Origin of the sequence: Novosphingobium organovorum, assembly GCF_022832435.1 — a bacterium.
Taxonomy (GTDB): Bacteria; Pseudomonadota; Alphaproteobacteria; order Sphingomonadales; family Sphingomonadaceae; genus Novosphingobium; species Novosphingobium organovorum.
On record NZ_JALHLF010000078.1, the window covers coordinates 1 to 17,815 of the forward strand.

The window sequence follows — 17,815 nt, forward strand, 5'->3', positions numbered from 1 at the left end:
CCGCCGCGCGCACGGTGCCCGCGATGGCCCCTCCCGCCCCTGATGCCCCGCCCGCGGCGGCGTCCGGCACGCCTGCCCACATTCCAACGGAGACCGACCCGAGATGAAGGCCACCATCTGGCACAACCCCAAGTGCGGCACCTCGCGCAAGACGCTCGCCATTCTGGAAGAAACGCCCGGCGTCGAGCTTACGGTGATCGAGTATCTCAAGACCCCGCCGAGCGCCGAAAAGCTCGCCCAGCTCTACACCGATGCCGGGATGACCCCGCAGGCGGGCTTGCGCCTTCGCGGCACCGATGCGGCCGAGCGCGGCCTGCCAGAAGCCGACGATGCCACCGTGCTCGCCGCGATGGTCGCCGAGCCGATCCTCATCGAACGCCCCCTGGTCGAGACCGACAAGGGCGTGCGCCTGTGCCGCCCCCAAGAGACCGTCCACGACATTCTTTGAACCCGCGCCCGGTTTTGCCGGGCCCCGGATACAGCCCCGCCTTGCAATGGTGCTTTTAATCTGCCACCGCATGGCGCTTCCATGACACGATAAGAACCGCGAGGTTACGCGAAAGCATGTCTAGCACTGAGCTTGCCCGGGAGGCCCTGCCCCAAAGGATCAAGCGTAAAGTCAAGCGGGCCCTGGGGCCCTGGGGCGTTTTTCTGGAAGGGTTCATCCGCCATCCTGTCATGGTCGGCTCGATCGTTCCCTCCTCGCGCTTCACCATTCGCAAGATGCTGGCTCCCGTCGACTGGGAAAACTGCAAGCTCTTCGTCGAATATGGTCCTGGCGTCGGCACCTTCTGCCAGCCGGTGCTCGACCGCCTGCCGCGCGACGGCGCGCTGATCGTGATCGACACCAATCCCGATTTCATCGACTACCTGCGCCACCAGTTCACCGACAGCCGTTTCACCGCGGTGCTCGGCTCGGCGGCGGACGTCGAGGACATCGTGCGCAGCCACGGCCATGAAAAGGCCGACTACGTGCTCTCGGGCCTGCCTTTCTCGACCCTGCCCGACGGTGTCGGCCCGGCAATCGCCGCGGCGACCTACCGCGTGATCCGCAAGGGCGGCGCGTTCCTGGTCTACCAGTTCACGCCGCGCGCGCGCCACTTCATGGCCCGCCACTTCCTGCGCATCGACCACAAGATGGAAATGATCAACGTCCCGCCCTGCTTCATGTACTGGGGCTGGAAGGACGAGGACTGATCGCCTGAAACGAACGACGGCGCCTCACCCGCGCCGCGCCATCAAAAAACCCGCCGCCCAGCTTGGGACGGCGGGTTTTTTGATGGTCGCACGAAACGCGCTCACAGGAAGCGCGCGCCCGATTTGACCCTAGCGGAACATGTCGGCCTGCCCCTCGGCAGTGCCGCTGGTGAGCTGGGCGTGGATGCGCGTGAGCACCCCTGTCAGCAGCACGCCCCACACCGCCGCGATGGCCCCGGTCACCACGCCGGCCACGAAGGTCGCGGCCTGCCCCGCGCCCAGCACGAACTGCACCGGGGTCATGATGAACAGCGAGAGCAGGATGTTGATCGCCAGATAGGCGATCATCAGCAGCGTGTAGAAACCCAGCAGCCGCAACGTGTTGCCGGCGGTCAGCTGCCAGGAGCGCATCAGCGCGGCGAGCGGATTGGTCAGCCCGTCGCGGATCATCACCGGGATCAGCAGCGAGAAGCGCACGAACGTGTAGAGCATCGCCGAAAGCATCGCCACGAACGAGACCAGCGCGCCCAGCGCCTGCGCCCCGCCGCCCAGCGCGCCGCCAAGGCCCATCATCACCACGCTCACCACGCTGACCACCAGCGCGATGCCCATGCCGCACAGGATCGTCGCCACGAACAGCGCGGGCAAGCGCGCCAGCGCCGTCGCCAGGGCCTGCCCCACCGTCGGGCGCGCACGGTTGGTGAGCAGCACGGTGCACGCCAGATAGCCCACGAACTGCACCGCCGACCCGCCGATGGCGAAGGCCAGGATCACCCCGATGTGCTGGCCGAGCAGCGCCTCAAGCGCGGTCTCGTCCTTGGCCGCCGCCATGATCTGGAGCTGGATGTCGCTGAGAAATACGGTGGAAAGAAGCGCGGGCAAAAGGAAGAACACGCCCCCCACGGCCATCAGCACCTCGAGATTGCGCCGCACCACCGCGACGGTCTCGCTCCAGGCCTGATTGCTGTCAAATCGCATTCGTCTCTCCTGTCCCCCGACACCGGCGTCGTGGCGTTTCGAAATCGGGGTCTTAGGCGCAGATGGCTTGCGAATCCACTTGATAAGCGCGCGCGAAAGGGCCACGACCAGCCCCATCATGACTCTAGTCCAGACACTGCCCGGGGACATCGAACTGCGCATCAGCCAGACGAGCGTCCCCTACCGCGAGGCGCTGGCCGAGATGACCGAACGCAATACCGCGATCGCCGCGGGCGAGGCGCGTGAGCTCATCTGGTTTCTCGAACACCCGCCCGTCTACACCGCCGGCACCAGCGCCGATCGCCACGAACTGCTCGACCCGCGCTTCGACGTAGTCGAGGCCGGACGTGGCGGGCGTTACACCTATCACGGCCCCGGCCAGCGCGTGGTCTACGTGCTGCTCGACCTCAAGAAGCGGGCACGCGATGCGCGCGGCTTCGTCCACGCGCTCGAAGGCTGGGTGATCGACACGCTGGCCGATTTCGGGGTCGAGGGTTTCCGCAGCGAAGGCCGCATCGGCATCTGGACCAGGGACGTCGACGGGCGCGAGGCAAAGATCGGCGCGATCGGCGTGCGCATCCGCAAGTGGGTGACGATGCACGGCTTTTCGGTCAACATTCACCCCGACCTGACGCATTTCACCGGGATCGTGCCCTGCGGGATCGAGGAGTTCGGCGTGACCAGCCTGGCCAGGCTCGGCAAGGATGCCGACTACGCAAGCTGGGACCGTGCGCTGCTGGCGCGCGCCGATCACTTCCTCGCGACGCTCGAAACGCGCTGCCCGCGCGAGACCGCATCATGAGCCGCGCCGCACAGCGCCCGCGCGCCTCGCTCGCGCCCGTCGCCGCGCTTGCTGCCCTACTGGCCGCAGGCGCCCTGCTCGGCGGCTGCCACGACAAGAAGAAGGACCCGGTCTCGGCCGATGCCGCGCAAGGCGCCGAGCTGCTGCCGCGTTCGGTCACCGACGCCATGCCCGCTTACGACACCGTGCGCTCCAAGGCCCCGCTGGTCGAGCCGAGCGCGCCTGCCGCGCACGCCGGATCGGCCGCGGTCACCCCCGACGTCGACGACGATGGCCCCGACGATGGCGCCGACCTGCCCCAGGGCGAGCCCGAGGAGCCCGCGCCGATGGTCGAGACTACGCCGGGCGCAGGATAGGCTGGCGGCGCGGGTCCTCGCTCGCCCGCCCTTCGCGCTCGAACATGCCGATGGTGCGCCGCGCCACGGTGAAGTGCGAGCGATCGACCATCCGCCCGTTCAGCGGCAGCGAACCCATATTGGGATTGGCCTCGAAGACCTCGACCACCGCGCGCGCCCAGTGCAGTTCGTCGGGTGATGGCGTGAAGGCGGCGTTGATCGCGGCGACCTGCCCTGGATGGATCGCCATCATCCCGGCAAAGCCATCGGCGCACGCGGCTTGTGCGGCGCGGCGCACCCCCTCCTCGTCCTCGAAATCCTCGTGCGGGGCATCGATCGCCATGACGTCGCCCGCGTGCGCGCTGAGCAGCGCCTGCGCGCGCACGTAGCGCGCCGCGTCGGGCCAGCCACCGTCCGCCGTGCGATTGCCCGACCGGCCCATCGCCGCGCACAGTCCGGCCGCATTCCAGGTCAGCGCGCTCAGCCGCTGGTGTGCGCTTTGGGCGTAATCGGCGATGCGCAGCGCCGCGCGGGGGTTTTCGCCGACCACCGGGACGATCCGCGTCGAATTGGGCGCGATGCCGTAGGCCTGCTCGCACTCGTAGACTTCGCTCGCCAACTGGCGGACCGAATCGGGTCCGCAGGACTTGGGCAGGATCAGTCCGTCGGGCGCGAGCGGCATGACGGCCGCCAGATCCTCGCGCGAGAGCCCCGCCTCGAGCGCGTTGATGCGCACCCAGCGCCCGAGCCTTGGCTGCTCGAGAACCTGCTGGCGATGCGCCGCAAGCCACTCGGCCGCCAGATGCCGCGCGCGCGGTTTCTCCGATACCGGGACCGTATCCTCGAGGTCGACGACGACGATGTCCGCCCCGGTCCCGATCGCGAGACCAAGCCGTTTGTCGCTGTTCCCCGGTACGATCAGCCATGATCTCGACTTCATGGGCCGCACACCTCTTGTCGCATTCTGAAAGCACACCTATGCGCTTCCACCAGGACAAGTGATACTCGTGCGGCGTTAACAAAGTCTGCAATAGCGCTTCACCGCAAGCCAAGTACCGCCGCCGTGAAATACGCCGGCAGCACTGCTGCGCAGAGAAATCAAAGCGCCTTTTCGTATATCCGGTATTCGCGGTTCACCGAACTGTCGATCGCATCGGCAATCGCGACCATGCCCTGGTTGTCTTCGAGGATCCAGCCGATCTCGGCGCGCCTGGCGCCAAACTTGGCGACCGCAGCGCGGCGGATGTATTCGATCATCATGAAGGCCAGCTGGCTGGCGAGACGCGAGGCCTGAAGCTTCTTGCGCACGCCCATCAGCGGCACGCGCATGTCGGCCTGGCGCGGACGCTTGAGCCAGAACAGCAGGCGCAGCAGCCCGAACACCGAGGGCTTGCCCTTAGCGCCGTTGACCCGCTTCTGGATGCCGTTAAGATCGGGCAGGGTCATCATGAACGCCACCGGCTCGCCTTCGTATTCGGCGATGCGGATGAGTTCGGGGTGGACCAGCGGCTTGAGCGCCTTGCCGGTATGCGCGATCTCCTCATCGGTGAAGGGTACGAAGCCCCAGTTGTCGGACCAGGCATCGTTGAGAATGTCACAGATGATCGCGGCGTCGCGATCGAACTGCGAGAGGTCCGCGTTGCGAATGCGGATCTTGGCGTTCTTCTCGCCCGAAGCGACAATGCGCTGGACCAGCGGGGGGAAGCCCTTGGTCACGTCCAGGTCATACGTGTAGAGCGCCTTGACGGTGGCATAACCGGCCCCCTCGATCCAGCCCTGGTACGCGGGGTTGTGATGGCCCATCATGACCATCGGTGCGTGGTCATGCCCCTTGGTGAGCAGGCCCGGTTCCTCCCAGACCGACAGGTTCATCGGCGCCAGAACGCGCGTCATGCCCTGCTCGCGCAGCCAGCTTTCGGCCGCCGCGATCAGCGCCTTTGCGGTCTCGGCGTCCTCGGCCTCGATCGCGCCCCAGTTGCCAGTGCCCGGCCCCATGCCCTGTTCGAGCGGCTGCTTCAGCGCAAGTTCATCGATATGCGCCGAAATACGCCCTACGATACGGCCATCGCGGCGCGCCAGGAACAGCTGGACGCGGGCGTGTTCGAAGAACGGGTTCTTGCCGGGGGTAAACTTGGCGATCTCTTCGGCGCGGTAATTCGGCACCCAATTTTGATCTGACGCATTGAGCCGATAACTGCAATCGACAAAGGCAGCGCGGTCAGCCTTGCTCGAGACCGGTGTGATGACTAGTTCGACGTTGGCCACGATCCTGCCTTTGTTTGTATCTAGGGAACAGTGCGAATGGAGGCGAACTGCGGCCGGTACAGGCATCTTGTCAAGCCGCTTGAACACGCAGACCTGTGCCGGGCTGTCATTGTGCGGGAAAGATCCCCCGCCAGGCTCGCCCCGCGCATAGGTCCGAATTGGAATTGAATGCATGATTGCTCAGGAAGCTATCGATAAGGCTGCGGCCCAGACGCCGTCGCACCCCGCTGCGGACGGGTCGGACAGCCCCACCTCGAACCGGCCCACCTCGAACCGGCCCACCTCGAACCGGCCCGCTTCGGACGGTGCCCCGCTGCGCGCGGTGGAGGCGGTTTCGTGGCACGCGCAGATCCCCGAGGATCGCGAAATGCTGCGCGCCGCAGCCTCGCTCACCCGCGACATCGCGCGCGCGCGGCCCGAGATCTACTGGCCCGACATGCTGGCCTCGACGCTGGCCGGCTACGCCCTGCTCGCCGGCGCGATCCTGATCGACAACCCGATCGCGGCCTTCGCCTGCGGGGTCCTGGCCTCGCTGGTGCTTTACCGCGCGCTGCTGTTCATCCACGAACTCACGCACATGCACCGCGATGCCCTGCCCGGCTTCCGCTTCGCGTGGAACCTGCTGGTTGGCGTGCCGCTGCTGATCCCCTCCTTCATGTACGAAGGGGTCCACGCCCAGCACCACTCGCGCACGCGCTACGGCACGCTCACCGATCCTGAATACCTCCCCCTCGCGCTGATGAAGCCGTGGAGCCTGCCGGTTTTCGCGCTGACCGCGATCCTGCTACCGCCCGCGCTGCTGATCCGCTCGGCGGTGCTGGTGCCGCTCGGCGTGATCGTGCCGCCGCTGCGCACGCTGGTGTGGGAGCGCGCCTCTTCGCTGTCGATCAACCCCGCCTACCGCCGCGACAAGCCCAAGGGCGCCTTTGCGCGCATGGTCTTCTGGCAGGAACTGGGCTGCTCGCTGTGGGCCATCGCGGTGCTTGCCGCGAGCTGGGCCTACGGCTGGCGTCCGCTGGTCATCGCGCTGTGCGTGGTCTCGTTGACCGCCTTCCTCAACCAGGTGCGCACGCTCGTGGCGCACCTGTGGGAGAACGACGGCGCGGAGATGACGCTGACCGCGCAGTACCTCGATTCGGTCAACGTGCCGCCGCCGGCGTTCCTGTCCCCGCTGTGGGCGCCCGTCGGCCTGCGCTTCCACGCGCTGCACCATCTGCTGCCCTCAATGCCCTACCACTCGCTGGGGGAATGCCACCGCCGCCTGATCGCGCACCTGGGACTGGAGACGACCTACAACAAGGCCAACTACCCCGGCCTGCTGCCCCTGCTGCGCCGACTGGTCGAAGGGACGATGAAGCCGCGCTGAGCGCCCCCCCCCTTGAGCGGTCCGCCGAAGACGAACGAAAAGGACCGGGAAAGCGCAACGGCTTTCCCGGTCCTTTTCGTTTGGCAGGCCCTTTTTTTTTGCAAGCCCCACCCGGCCTATTCCTCGGTGCGGATCAGCACGGCCTCGCCGATGAAGGCGAACAGCACGAACGGCGCCCAGGCCGCGATCAGTGGAGGGTAGCCGCCGAAATTGCCCATCGCGAGCGCCGCGTTGTCGAGCACGAAGTAGGCAAAGCCCAGCGCCATACCCAGGATCGAGCGGATCAGCAGCTGCCCCGAACGCGCCAGGCCAAAGGCCGCCACCGCCCCCAGCAGCGGCATCAGGATCGAGGCCATGGGCCCTGAAATCTTGTGCCACCAAGCCGCTTCGAGCGCGCTGGTGCGCCGCCCGGCAAGCTTGAGCGCGTCGATCGACTTGCCCAGCGTGAAGATGTCCTGCGAATCGGCATCGACGTTGGAGAGCATGATCTTTTCGGGCGTGATCCCCTTGGCCACCACCACGCTCGCCAGCCGGGTGGTCTGCGTCTTGGTCACGTCGAAGGAGACCGCATCGTGCAGCGTCCAGCCCGGATTGGCGAAAGTCGCCTGACCTGCCCGGATCTGGCGCACGATCATCCCTTGCGCGTCACGCTGGTAGAAGGTCACCTCCTTGAGCACGATCGCGTTGCCCTGCCCGGTCATCAGCCGGGCCAGCAAAAGGTCGCGCCCATCGGCGAGATACAGGTTGCTGCGCACCCCCGAATCCTCGGGCACCGGGCCATAGTGCGCCGCCTGCCAGGCATCGAGCGTCGCGGTCGCGCGGGTCACCACGCGTTCGTTGAAGGCAAAGCTGAGCCCCGCGATCATCGTCGCGCTCAGCAGCAGCGGTGCAAGGATCTGGTGTGCGGACAGCCCGGCCGCCTTCATCGAGATGACTTCGCTGTTCTGGTTGAGCGTCGCCAGCGTCACGATCGTCGCCAGCAGCACCGAATAGGGCAGGAAGCGCGCCACCAACTGCGGCGCGCGCAGCGACACGTAGTAGAACAGCTGCGGCTCGCCATTGCGGGCATAGGCCAGGATGTCGCCGCTCTCGCCCAGCAGGTCGAGGACCTGGAGAACCAGCACGAGCATGATCAGCATGGCGATGATGCGGGTGACGAAGAGCCGCGCAAGATACCAGGTCAGGGTGCGCGACGGGAAGAATTCGAACTGCATATCAGGTCATGTCCTGCGGCTCGGGCAGGACAGGCCCATGGCTGCGGCGCCGGCGGCGCAGCAGCGACTTGAGCCGCTTGCTCAGCATTTCAAAGCCCTTCTCGAGCCAGCCGATGGCCTGGCCGCCGGGCACGTAGGCGACGCGGTAATACATCCACAGGATAATCACGGCGAGCACCGCAAACGGCCCCCACAAGCCCAGCACCGGATCGATACGGCCCAGCGAGGCGACGTCGTTCGCGTACTGGTTGACCTTATGATAGGCCACGATCATCACGATCGAGACGAACAGGCCGAGCGAGGACGTCGAGCGCTTGGGCGGGATCGCCAGCGCCACCGCGAGCAGCGGCAGCAGCAGCATCATCACCACTTCGACCATGCGGTAGTTGAAGTTGGCCTGGCTCGAGACACGCTCTTCCTCGGGCTGGCTCGACTTGCTCCAGCCCAGCTTGAGCAATTCGGGCAGCAGGTATTCGCGGCTCTGCCCGCCACGCTGGCGGAATTTCTCGATCTGCGGCAGCTCGATCGGCAGGTCGTGGCGGGTGAAGGAAAGCACGCGCGGGGTGTCGCCGGGCATGTCCTGGATGATCTGCCCCTGCTCGAGACGCAGGATGATCGTGTCGGGCGAGCCCTTGAGCGCCAGGAAACGCCCTTCGCGTGCGGAGATCGAGAGCACCTGCCCCTTGTCGTTTGCGACGCGCGCGAAGATGCCGATCAGGCGGCGGCCTTCGTCCTGGCTCTCGTCGATACGCAGCGCGATGCGGTCCTTGAGGCTGGTGAATTCGCCGACCTTGATCGAGGCCCCCAGCGCGCCCGACTTGAGCTCGTAGTTGAGCTGCTCATAGTAGTAGCGCGAAAGCGGCTGGAGGTAACCCACGATCGCGAAATTGAGCCCGACCAGCACGATCGTGATGAGATAGGGCACGCGCAACATGCGGGTGTAGCTCAGCCCCACCGCGCGCATCACGTCGAGCTCGCTCGAGGTGGCCAGCTTGCGGAAGGCAAGCAGGATACCGAGCATCAGGCCGAGCGGGATCGCCAGGCTCGCGTATTCGGGCAGCATGTTGGCGAGCAGCTTGAAGACGACCCCCACAGGGCCGCCTTCGGTTGCCACGAAATCGAACAGTCGCAACATCTTGTCGAGCACGAGCAACGAGGCTGCAAGCACGAAGATGCCCAGCATCGGCATGAGCACGAGGCGGAAGATGTAGCGGTCTATGGCGTTAAGAAATTTCACGTAGTCGTCATCACCGAACCGGTTTGTGAGACGGGCCTTAACGGCTTGGCGCGCCGGGGCAAAGCGAATTGTCGCAGGAAAGCCCCAAGCCAGGAAACAGCCCCCGGCAAGCGCGCTCGTGCGCCGCGCGCGCTGCGGTCAGGCCTTTTCGAGCGTGCACTGGAGCGGATGCTGGTTCTGCCGGGCGAAATCCATCACCTGGTTCACCTTGGTTTCGGCGATTTCGTAAGGGAAAATCCCACATACGCCGACGCCCTTCTGGTGAACGTGGAGCATGACCCGCGTGGCCTGCTCGAGATCCATGTGGAAGAAGCGCTTGAGCACCATGACGACGAATTCCATCGGCGTGTAATCGTCGTTGAGCATCAGAACCTTGAACTGGCTCGGTTTCTTGGGCTTGGCGCGGGTCTTGGTGGCGATCCCCACCTGACCATCATCGTGGCCGCCATCGCCGTTGCCCGTATCCCCGTTTCCAGGATCATCCCCTTCGGCCCCAGCCACAAGGATGGAGAGAGGGGAGAACAAATCGGAATCGTCTTGCGGGTAAGCCATGGCGCCAGAATATCGCAAGGGAGCCCCTTTTCACAAGACGCTCCCTTGCCGGTCCTTCGATTAGCAGGCGAGCCGCCCTGGCGATCGGCCGGGAAGAGACCTTCCCGCTCCCGTCACCCGAGCGGCGCCGGCCATCAGAGCGACGTGACCGAGCGGGCCTTTTCCATGGCCATGCTGACGCGGCCCGACAGCGGAGCCATCGCGTCGCTCATCAGCTTGAGCATGGCTTCGCTGTTCTTCGAGCTGGTCGCCACGGCGCTGTCGAAGTTCTTGCGGACCATGTCGCTCTGCAGCTTGAAGAAGTCGGTCGGCGACTTGGCGGCGGCGAGTTCCTTGATGTCGCCCGACATCGCCTCGAACGCCGAACGGCCTTCGCTGACCAGTTCCGAGCCGAAGCTCTGCATGCCTTCGGCGAGAATCTTGCCCGATTCCATCATCGCCTCGACGTTGCCCTTCGTGAAATCGGAAGCCTCACCCATCATGGTCGTACCCTTTTCGAATGCTTCTTTGGCCTTGGTCTGCGCTTCGGCCATTGCGTCCTGGAAGCTGGAGAAATTAGCGCTCATGTCCATAGTCGTATCCTCGAGCATGAAGTTGTTGAGTAGCCCGGCAAATGCAGGGGCCATCGATTCAGGAGCGGTCTTGGGCGCCGCCTTTGGTTTTGCCACCTTGGGGCTCGCTCCGGCCTTGACCGGCTTCTCATCCCCCCCGGTTGCGATGGTCGGCGCGGGCGCCGGGCTGGGCGCGATCGCCGCAGCAGGCACTTCGGCCGGTTCGACGGGCTTGGCCGGTTCGGCCGGAGTCACCGTCTTGGCCCCGGCAGCAGAGCTGGCCGCGGTTTTCGGAGCCGGCGCCGGGCGCGCCACAGGCTTGGCGGCGGCCTTGGCCGGAGTCGGCTTCGCGGCGGCCGGTTTGGCCACCTTCGCCTTGGCGGCAACCTTTACGGGAGCCTTCGCGACAGCGGCCTTTACCGCCGGCTTGGGCGCTGCCTTGGAAGCAACGGTCTTTGGAGCATCGGTCTTCGGAGTTTCGTTTTCAGCCATCCCACGAATCCACCTTGGTGTGCAGCATCCTCATCCGGGAACTTGATCAAGCATTTCAGTGCCCTGCTTGAAAAAGTAGGTCCGGGCGAACCTTTGTTGCAGTGCACAATAGAGATCGAGCGGCTCACAGTCAAGGATAACACGCTCGGATTGCGAATGTTTCATCGCAGCGCAGCACGCACTTGAAATGCCCCAAAAAGCAACGAAGCGGGGTTAGCGGTCTCCCCCGCCCACCCCGCTTCGTCATCTTAATCGCGTCAAGGCCGCCCCACCTGTCGGACGGCGCCGACATCGCACCACGCCCGGACGCCTCTGTCGCGCCCTAGCGCGTCATCACGTAGCGCCCCGGCGCATCCTCGATCACCGCGTCGCCACGCCCGCCCGGCCGGCGCTTGCCGCGCGCCGAGACGGTTCCGGGATCGCGCGCGCGCAGCCACTGCTCCCAGTGCGGCCACCAGCTCCCCTTGGTCTCGCTCGCCCCGGCCACGAAAGCCGCAAGATCGGCGACCGGCGCATCATTGGCCCAGTACTGGTACTTGTTCGCCGAGGGGGGATTGACCACGCCTGCGATGTGTCCCGATCCGGCCAGCACGAAAGTCCACTCTCCGGCCAGGTAGCGGGTCAGTTTCCACACACTTTCAGGCGGCGCGATATGATCCTCACGCCCGGCCTGGATGTAGCAGGGGGTGGTTATGCGGTGCAGGTCGATCGGCACCCCGCAGGCGCGCAGCGAATCGGACACCACCAGCCGGTTGTCGCGGTAGAGATCGCGCAAGTAGGATTGATGCCAGCGCGTGGGCAGGTTGGTCACGTCGCCGTTCCAGTGGAGCAGGTCGAAGGCGGGGTGCTCCTCACCCTTGAGGTAGTTCCTCTCGACGTAGTTCCAGATCAGGTCGTTGCCGCGCAGCAGATTGAACGAGGCCGCCAGATAGCGCCCGTCGACATAGCCTTCGGGCGAGAGCATGGCCAGATTGTCGATCTGCTGGCTGTCGACGAAATTCTTGAGATCGCCTGCATCCTCGAAGTCGACCTGCGCGGTGAAGAACGTCGCGCTGGCGACCTTTTCCCCCTCACCCTTGCGCGCCAGCACGGCCAGCGTGGCGGCCAGCGTCGTGCCCGCGACGCAATAGCCGATGGTGTGCACCGACGGCACCTTGAGCCGGTCGCGCACGAAGTCGATCGCTTCGACCTGCGCGGCGATGTAATCGTCCCACAGGACATCCACCATCGACGCATCGGCCGATTTCCAAGACACCATGAACACGCTGATGCCCTGCTCCACCGCCCAGCGCACGAAGCTTTTTCGCGCGTTGAGATCGAGGATGTAGAAGCGGTTGATCCACGGCGGGAAGATCACCAGCGGGGTCTTGAGCACGGTGTCGGTGGTCGGGGTGTACTGGATGATCTGGAACAGCGGCGCCTCGTAGACCACCTTGCCCGGCGTCACCGCGATGTTCTCGCCCAGCACGAAGGCCCCCGGCGCGGTGTGGGTTAGCTGGCCCTTGCGCAAATCCTCGACGAAATTCTGAAAACCGCGCACCAGGCTCTCGCCGCCGGTGCGATTCGCCTCGGTCAGCGCGACGGGATTGGTCAGCGGGAAGTTCGCCGGGCTGAGCGCATCGAGCAGCGCGCGCGTGGCAAAGACGAGCTGCGCCTTGCGCGCAGGTTCCATCCCTTCGACCCCCTCGGCCATCGCGCACAGTTCCCCGCGCAGCATCAGGTAAAGCTGGTGAAGCAACGCGAAGAAGGGCGTCGTGCGCCATTCCTCGGCCCGAAAACGCGCATCGGCCAGCGGCAGCACGGGCGCCTGGGCTGTGCGCTGCGCCTCCTCCCCCGCCGCACTTCCCGGCCCGTCCCCCATGGCTCCGACACCGAATTGCGAAAGGACCTTCTCGGCCAGTTCTAGCCCCTGCGACCAGAGCTGCTGCTGGACCTCGGGGCGCGACAGCGGGAGCAGGCGCAGCACCGATTCCAGCGTGCCGATCCATTTGACCGGATCGCTGAAATGCGCCGGCTTGCCATCGTGTGCGCGGGACAGCTGCTCGACCTGATAATTGGTCCAGATCGTATGCATGCGCCCTGCGATTTCGGCCCAGTGCACCGCCGCCTCGGCCTCCGGCGAGCCTTCCTGCGGGGTCAACCGGCCAAACAGATCGTTCATTCCCTGGGTCTGGTTGCGCAGGATTTCGGTCACAAAATCAGCGGCGTCTTGCGCCATGCGGACAACTCCTTCCTGGTGTTGCAGTGTGCCGGTGGCGGGCTCCCGAGATCCTTGTCTGGCCCATGCGGCGCGCGCTGTCGAGAGCTTTGCCCAACCACGCGGCGAATAGCGCGCTGCCGCTTGCCGCAACAAAATTTGCGAACAACACCCATTTGCGTGAGCTTCGTTATCCCCTAGAGGGGCCACAGGCATTCCCGCCGCAACAAGTTCATGGAATTACCAAGGTCATGGAAGACGAGTTCTACCGCATCAAGCGCCTGCCGCCCTACGTCATCGCTGAAGTCAACGCGATGCGTCACGCGGCCCGGCGAGCGGGCAAGGACATTATCGACCTTGGCATGGGCAATCCCGACCTGCCACCGCCCCAGCACGTCATCGACAAGCTGTGCGAAGTAGCCCGCAAGCCCGACGCGCACGGCTATTCGCAGTCCAAGGGCATCCCCGGCCTGCGCCGCGCACAGGCCAACTACTATGGCAACCGCTTCGGCGTCGACCTCGATCCCGAGACCGAGGTCGTCGTGACGATGGGCTCGAAGGAGGGCCTCGCCAGCCTCGCCACGGCGATCACCGCGCCGGGCGACGTCGTGCTGGCGCCCAATCCGAGCTACCCGATCCACACCTTCGGCTTCATCATCGCCGGGGCGACGATCCGCTCGGTTCCCACCACGCCCGACGAACACTACTGGGAATCGCTCGACCGGGCGATGGCCTTCACCGTGCCGCGCCCCTCGATCCTGGTGGTCAACTACCCCTCGAACCCGACCGCCGAGACGGTGGACCTCGCCTTCTACGAGCGCCTCGTCGCCTGGGCCAAGGAGAACAAGGTCTGGATCCTGTCCGATCTTGCCTATTCCGAACTCTATTACGACGGTAATCCCACCCGCTCGATTCTCGAGGTGCCCGGCGCCAAGGATGTCGCGGTCGAATTCACCTCGATGAGCAAGACCTACTCGATGGCCGGCTGGCGCATGGGCTTTGCGGTGGGCAACCGCAAGCTGATCGCGGCGATGACCCGCGTGAAGTCCTACCTCGACTACGGCGCCTTCACGCCGATCCAGGCGGCGGCCTGCGCCGCGCTCAACGGCCCGCAGGACATCGTCGAGCGCAACCGCCAGCTCTACCAGAAGCGCCGCGACGTGATGGTCGAGGCGTTCGGCCGTGCCGGGTGGGACATTCCCAGCCCCAAGGCCTCGATGTTTGCCTGGGCACCGCTCCCGCCCGCGCTCAAGGACATGGGCAGCCTCGAATTCTCCAAGCAGCTCCTGACCGAAGCCGAAGTCGCGGTTGCGCCGGGCGTGGGCTACGGCGAGGACGGCGAGGGTTTCGTACGCATCGCCATGGTCGAGAACGAACAGCGCCTTCGCCAGGCCGCGCGCAACATCAAGCGCTTCCTGGCCGCCAAAGGTGTCAACACCGGCGCAAATTCGGCCAAGTCCTGAGCTTTTCCAACTTCCCTGTACATATACCTGTAAGATTTTAGGAGTTGTCGCCCCGCGCTTTTTCCGATCATTTTTGCTCTCGAGAGGACAAATACATCGTCAGAAAATCGAGGGGCGGGAATGGTCAAGGAAAACGACGCAGGGATCAGTGCAACGACATTTCAATGGCTGGCAGCGCGCGCGCTGCCAGCCGAACTGGACTTGCGAAAGCGCGACTGGACACTCGTCGCGCGCGATGAAAGCAGCGGGCTGTCGCACCCGCCGGTCCGGCTGATCGACGCTGCGGGGGCAGCGCGCGACAGCTGGGCGGGCGTGCTCAGCTGCCACAGCCGCTGCGAGCGCAAAAGCTTCATCGTCACGGGGGTGGCGTGCAGCAGCGATCGCGCCGCGATTCTGAGCAACGGCTTCGGGGACGCCGTGCCGGGCGACATCGGCATCGACGAACTGACCATGCGCGCGCTGCGGGTCGCCGAACTGGCGCAGAGCCTGCCGCGTTTTCGCGAAATCGGCGAACTGCGACTCGATCTGCTCACCCGCGAAGCGTTTCGCGGCGCAACACCGCTCAATCTCAACCCACGCGAATTCGCGCTGATCTGGCGGCTGGCACACAACATCAACCAGCCGGTCTCCAAGCAGACGCTGATCCACGACGTGTGGCACATGGGCTTCATTCCCGAAACCAACAGCATTGCCGTCCACATGTCGCGCCTGCGCCGGAAGCTTGCCTTCGTGGGCATCAAGGGCATCATCGAGACGATCCCCTCGGGCGGCTACGCACTGCGTTCACCCGACGCCCTGGCCAAAGGCAAGATGGCCAAGACCCCGAACTGGGGAAACGGCCTCGCAATCGCGCGCACCAGCGCTCCACGCCCGAGTGAGAGCGGCACCTTCGTCGAAGCGCACTGACCCGCGGCATCGGCGGGCAGCCCCGGACAGGGGGTATCCGGACAGGGAAATCCGGGCCAGCCCGTTCGGCCTGCGCCGTCCGTATGCCTCGGCTCTTGTGCGTGGCCGGCGCCCTGCCGCCTAGTGGATTGATTTTGACATTTGCATCCCCTGGCGGCTGGGATGGGTCTGCAAATGTCAAAATCGTAAAATCCACTAGAATCAGATAAATGCTAGTGGTTCGAAAAGATTCTGACATTTGAGCGCGCCCTATCCGATAGGGTATCAAATGTCAGAATCGAACCACTAGCTCCAAGCGCACTTGGTTCAAACCGCGATGGGGCTGTTTATGCGGCTAGGCCCCACGCGATCGATTTTGGCATTGGCATCTCCTGTCGGATGGCATGGGCCTGCCAATGCCAAAATCGTAAAGTCCACGNCCAAGCGCACTTGGTTCAAACCGCGATGGGGCTGTTTATGCGGCTAGGCCCCACGCGATCGATTTTGGCATTGGCATCTCCTGTCGGATGGCATGGGCCTGCCAATGCCAAAATCGTAAAGTCCACGTGAACCACGCGAGCGGTTGTCGATCGGATTGCATCGGATCATCCGCCCTCGCCTCATTGTTTTGACGCATTTCCTGGACCCTCAGGCAATGGCACCTGACTGAAAATTGCCCTAGCCCCGGAGCGCGCCCAGATCCTGCGGCGTGTTGACATTGGGCAACGCCGCATCGAGCGTGATGGCCCGCGCCCCGATCCGCTCGGCCAGAGCCCGCATTGAATGGCGCTCCACCCCGCGCAGGATAGCCTCGGCCGCCCCGGTCGCGCCGACCGGCCAGTGTCCGATCACCGGCTGCGCAGCCAGATAGGCGGGCGCTTCTCCGAGCAACTCGGGCAGCGAGGCGGGCAGCAGCGGGCAATCGACCGGAACGCTCAGCACCGTCGCGAAGTCGGCGTCCTGCGCGTGCCGCAGCGCCGCCGCGAGCCCGGCCAGAGGCCCCATATCGGCGTGGGGCCAGTCGGGTATCGTAGGCGCTGGCGCGTCCTCGCGGCCAACCACGATCACCGCCTCGCACCAGCCCGAAAGCTGGTCGACCGCGCGCACCAGGAGGCTTTGCCCGTCAAACTGCGCCAGCGCCTTGTCGCTGCCAAACCGCCGCGACTGCCCACCGGCCAGGACCGCACCTAGTATCATACCGCTTGCTCCGATCATGGCCCTGACGCCCGCTGAAGGCGCCCTTTAAACGCACACGATGCCCCGCCCGTCCCTTCGCCGCAAGCCCGCTCCGTCCCGCCGCTCGGCATCGCCGTGCAATGTACAAGGGGTTGTCCCGGCACGAGGAAGCGCCCAGACTTGCCGCCATGAAGGCCCTGCACGATCCCGCCGGCTGGCTTCACTGCGGGCTGAACGCGATCCGCGAGCAGTTCAAGGTCCCCGCCCACTTCCCCGGCCCCGTCGTCGACGCCGCGCATCGCGCCGCCCAACGGCGCCCCGATGGGCACGTCGATCGCACCGCACGGCCATTCGTCACGCTCGATCCCGCCGCCTCGACCGACCTCGACCAGGCCTTCGCGATCGAGGCGGCCGGCGCCGACTGGCTGCTCCACTACGCCATCGCCGACGTCGGCTGGTTCGTGCACGCGCACGACCCGCTGGACGAAGAGGCCTGGCGACGCGGCACGACCTGCTATCTGCCCGACGGCAAGGCCAGCCTTTACCCCCCGATCCTGAGCGAGGCCGCAGCCAGCCTCCTGCCCGATGGCGATCGTCCTGCGATCATCCTCACCGTGCGCATCGCGCCCGACGGCACGGCGCGGCTCGACGCGGTCGAGCAGGCGCTCATCCGCAGCCGCGCCAAGCTTGCCTACGAGACGGCACGTGGCGACGACCTGCCCACCGGCTTTGCCGAAATCGGCGCGCGCCTGCGCCGGGCCGAGGACCGCCGCGGTGCCGCGCGCGTCGACCCGCCCGAACAGCAGCTCGAGGCCGCTGGCGACGGCACCTTTCGGCTCGGCTTTCGTCCCTCCAGCGCTGTTGAAGCGGGCAATGCGGCGCTCTCGCTTGCCGCCAACCTCGCCGTCGCCCAGGCCATGCTCGAAGCCGGATGCGGGCTGTTCCGAACCATGGCGCCGCCCGACGCACAGGCCCGGCGCGAACTGCGCGCCGTCGCGCGGGCCTTGCGCATCGACTGGCCAGACGCCATGCCGCTTGCCCAGCTCGAACGCCGCCTCGATGCCGCCCGCCCGGCCCAGGCCGCCTTCATGCTCGCCATCCGGCG

17 protein-coding genes are annotated in these 17,815 nt (G+C 65.7%); 8 read left to right on the top strand and 9 right to left on the bottom strand.

All coding sequences use genetic code 11. The features are described 5' to 3' along the window. Positions 1-103 precede the first annotated feature (103 nt). Positions 104-448: an arsenate reductase family protein gene (locus MTR62_RS15635; RefSeq protein ID WP_244022608.1), complete on the top strand. Its 345-nt coding sequence runs from the start codon at positions 104-106 to the stop codon at positions 446-448. Between the two features lie 116 nt (positions 449-564). Then, the gene (locus tag MTR62_RS15640) at positions 565-1,197 is read left to right on the top strand and encodes a class I SAM-dependent methyltransferase (protein ID WP_244022610.1); all 633 of its coding nucleotides are present in this window, start codon (positions 565-567) and stop codon (positions 1,195-1,197) included. 129 nt (positions 1,198-1,326) lie between these two features. Here MTR62_RS15640 and MTR62_RS15645 read toward each other — a convergent pair whose 3' ends face one another. Next, a complete protein-coding gene (locus MTR62_RS15645; protein ID WP_244022613.1) occupies positions 1,327-2,175 on the bottom strand; it encodes a lipoyltransferase in 849 nt (282 codons plus the stop codon). Positions 2,176-2,293: 118 nt separating this feature from the next. Between MTR62_RS15645 and lipB the strand changes: the two genes are divergently transcribed. Beyond that, complete coding sequence (lipB, locus tag MTR62_RS15650) at positions 2,294-2,977, top strand: lipoyl(octanoyl) transferase LipB (protein WP_244022615.1); 684 nt, start codon at positions 2,294-2,296, stop codon at positions 2,975-2,977. Further along, positions 2,974-3,333 (top strand): hypothetical protein, encoded by a 360-nt coding sequence (locus tag MTR62_RS15655; protein ID WP_244022617.1) that lies wholly within the window; start codon positions 2,974-2,976, stop codon positions 3,331-3,333. Before lipB ends, MTR62_RS15655 begins: the two co-directional genes overlap by 4 nt. On the opposite strand, the gene MTR62_RS15660 is transcribed toward MTR62_RS15655, so the two are convergent. Both MTR62_RS15660 and MTR62_RS15665 read right to left on the bottom strand, forming a co-directional pair. Beyond that, entirely contained in the window at positions 3,314-4,252 is a 939-nt protein-coding gene (locus MTR62_RS15660) for an HpcH/HpaI aldolase/citrate lyase family protein (protein ID WP_244022619.1), read from the bottom strand. The genes MTR62_RS15655 and MTR62_RS15660 overlap by 20 nt on opposite strands. Before the next feature lie 158 nt (positions 4,253-4,410). Further along, positions 4,411-5,577: an N-acetyltransferase gene (locus MTR62_RS15665; protein ID WP_244022621.1), complete on the bottom strand. Its 1,167-nt coding sequence runs from the start codon at positions 5,575-5,577 to the stop codon at positions 4,411-4,413. Positions 5,578-5,749: 172 nt separating this feature from the next. Here MTR62_RS15665 and MTR62_RS15670 point away from each other — a divergent pair, with 172 nt between their 5' ends. Beyond that, positions 5,750-6,943, top strand: a complete 1,194-nt coding sequence (locus tag MTR62_RS15670) for a fatty acid desaturase family protein (protein WP_244022623.1) — start codon at positions 5,750-5,752, stop codon at positions 6,941-6,943. 116 nt (positions 6,944-7,059) lie between these two features. Here MTR62_RS15670 and lptG read toward each other — a convergent pair whose 3' ends face one another. The 5 genes from lptG to MTR62_RS15695 all read right to left on the bottom strand — a co-directional run bounded on the left by lptG (position 7,060) and on the right by MTR62_RS15695 (position 13,207). Then, positions 7,060-8,157, bottom strand: coding sequence for an LPS export ABC transporter permease LptG (gene lptG / locus MTR62_RS15675; RefSeq protein WP_244022625.1), 1,098 nt, complete (start codon positions 8,155-8,157; stop codon positions 7,060-7,062). A 1-nt stretch (position 8,158) separates the two neighbouring features. Continuing rightward, positions 8,159-9,394, bottom strand: coding sequence for an LPS export ABC transporter permease LptF (lptF, locus tag MTR62_RS15680; protein WP_244022627.1), 1,236 nt, complete (start codon positions 9,392-9,394; stop codon positions 8,159-8,161). A 138-nt stretch (positions 9,395-9,532) separates the two neighbouring features. Continuing rightward, positions 9,533-9,946: an ATP-dependent Clp protease adapter ClpS gene (clpS, locus tag MTR62_RS15685; RefSeq protein WP_244022630.1), complete on the bottom strand. Its 414-nt coding sequence runs from the start codon at positions 9,944-9,946 to the stop codon at positions 9,533-9,535. A gap of 134 nt (positions 9,947-10,080) precedes the next feature. Next, positions 10,081-10,866: a phasin family protein gene (locus tag MTR62_RS21520; protein WP_244022632.1), complete on the bottom strand. Its 786-nt coding sequence runs from the start codon at positions 10,864-10,866 to the stop codon at positions 10,081-10,083. 445 nt (positions 10,867-11,311) lie between these two features. Continuing rightward, on the bottom strand, positions 11,312-13,207 hold the full coding sequence (locus tag MTR62_RS15695; protein WP_244022634.1) for a PHA/PHB synthase family protein: 1,896 nt from the start codon (positions 13,205-13,207) through the stop codon (positions 11,312-11,314). Positions 13,208-13,437: 230 nt separating this feature from the next. Here MTR62_RS15695 and MTR62_RS15700 point away from each other — a divergent pair, with 230 nt between their 5' ends. Together MTR62_RS15700 and MTR62_RS15705 are read left to right on the top strand one after the other, a co-directional pair. Further along, the gene (locus MTR62_RS15700; protein WP_244022636.1) at positions 13,438-14,649 is read left to right on the top strand and encodes an LL-diaminopimelate aminotransferase; all 1,212 of its coding nucleotides are present in this window, start codon (positions 13,438-13,440) and stop codon (positions 14,647-14,649) included. A gap of 120 nt (positions 14,650-14,769) precedes the next feature. Continuing rightward, positions 14,770-15,555: a winged helix-turn-helix domain-containing protein gene (locus MTR62_RS15705; RefSeq protein ID WP_244022638.1), complete on the top strand. Its 786-nt coding sequence runs from the start codon at positions 14,770-14,772 to the stop codon at positions 15,553-15,555. A 657-nt stretch (positions 15,556-16,212) separates the two neighbouring features. On the opposite strand, the gene mobA is transcribed toward MTR62_RS15705, so the two are convergent. Then, complete coding sequence (gene mobA / locus MTR62_RS15710; protein WP_244022640.1) at positions 16,213-16,749, bottom strand: molybdenum cofactor guanylyltransferase; 537 nt, start codon at positions 16,747-16,749, stop codon at positions 16,213-16,215. A gap of 149 nt (positions 16,750-16,898) precedes the next feature. Here mobA and MTR62_RS15715 point away from each other — a divergent pair. Continuing rightward, the coding region (locus MTR62_RS15715; protein ID WP_244022642.1) for an RNB domain-containing ribonuclease at positions 16,899-17,815 on the top strand (917 nt) is incomplete at its 3' end.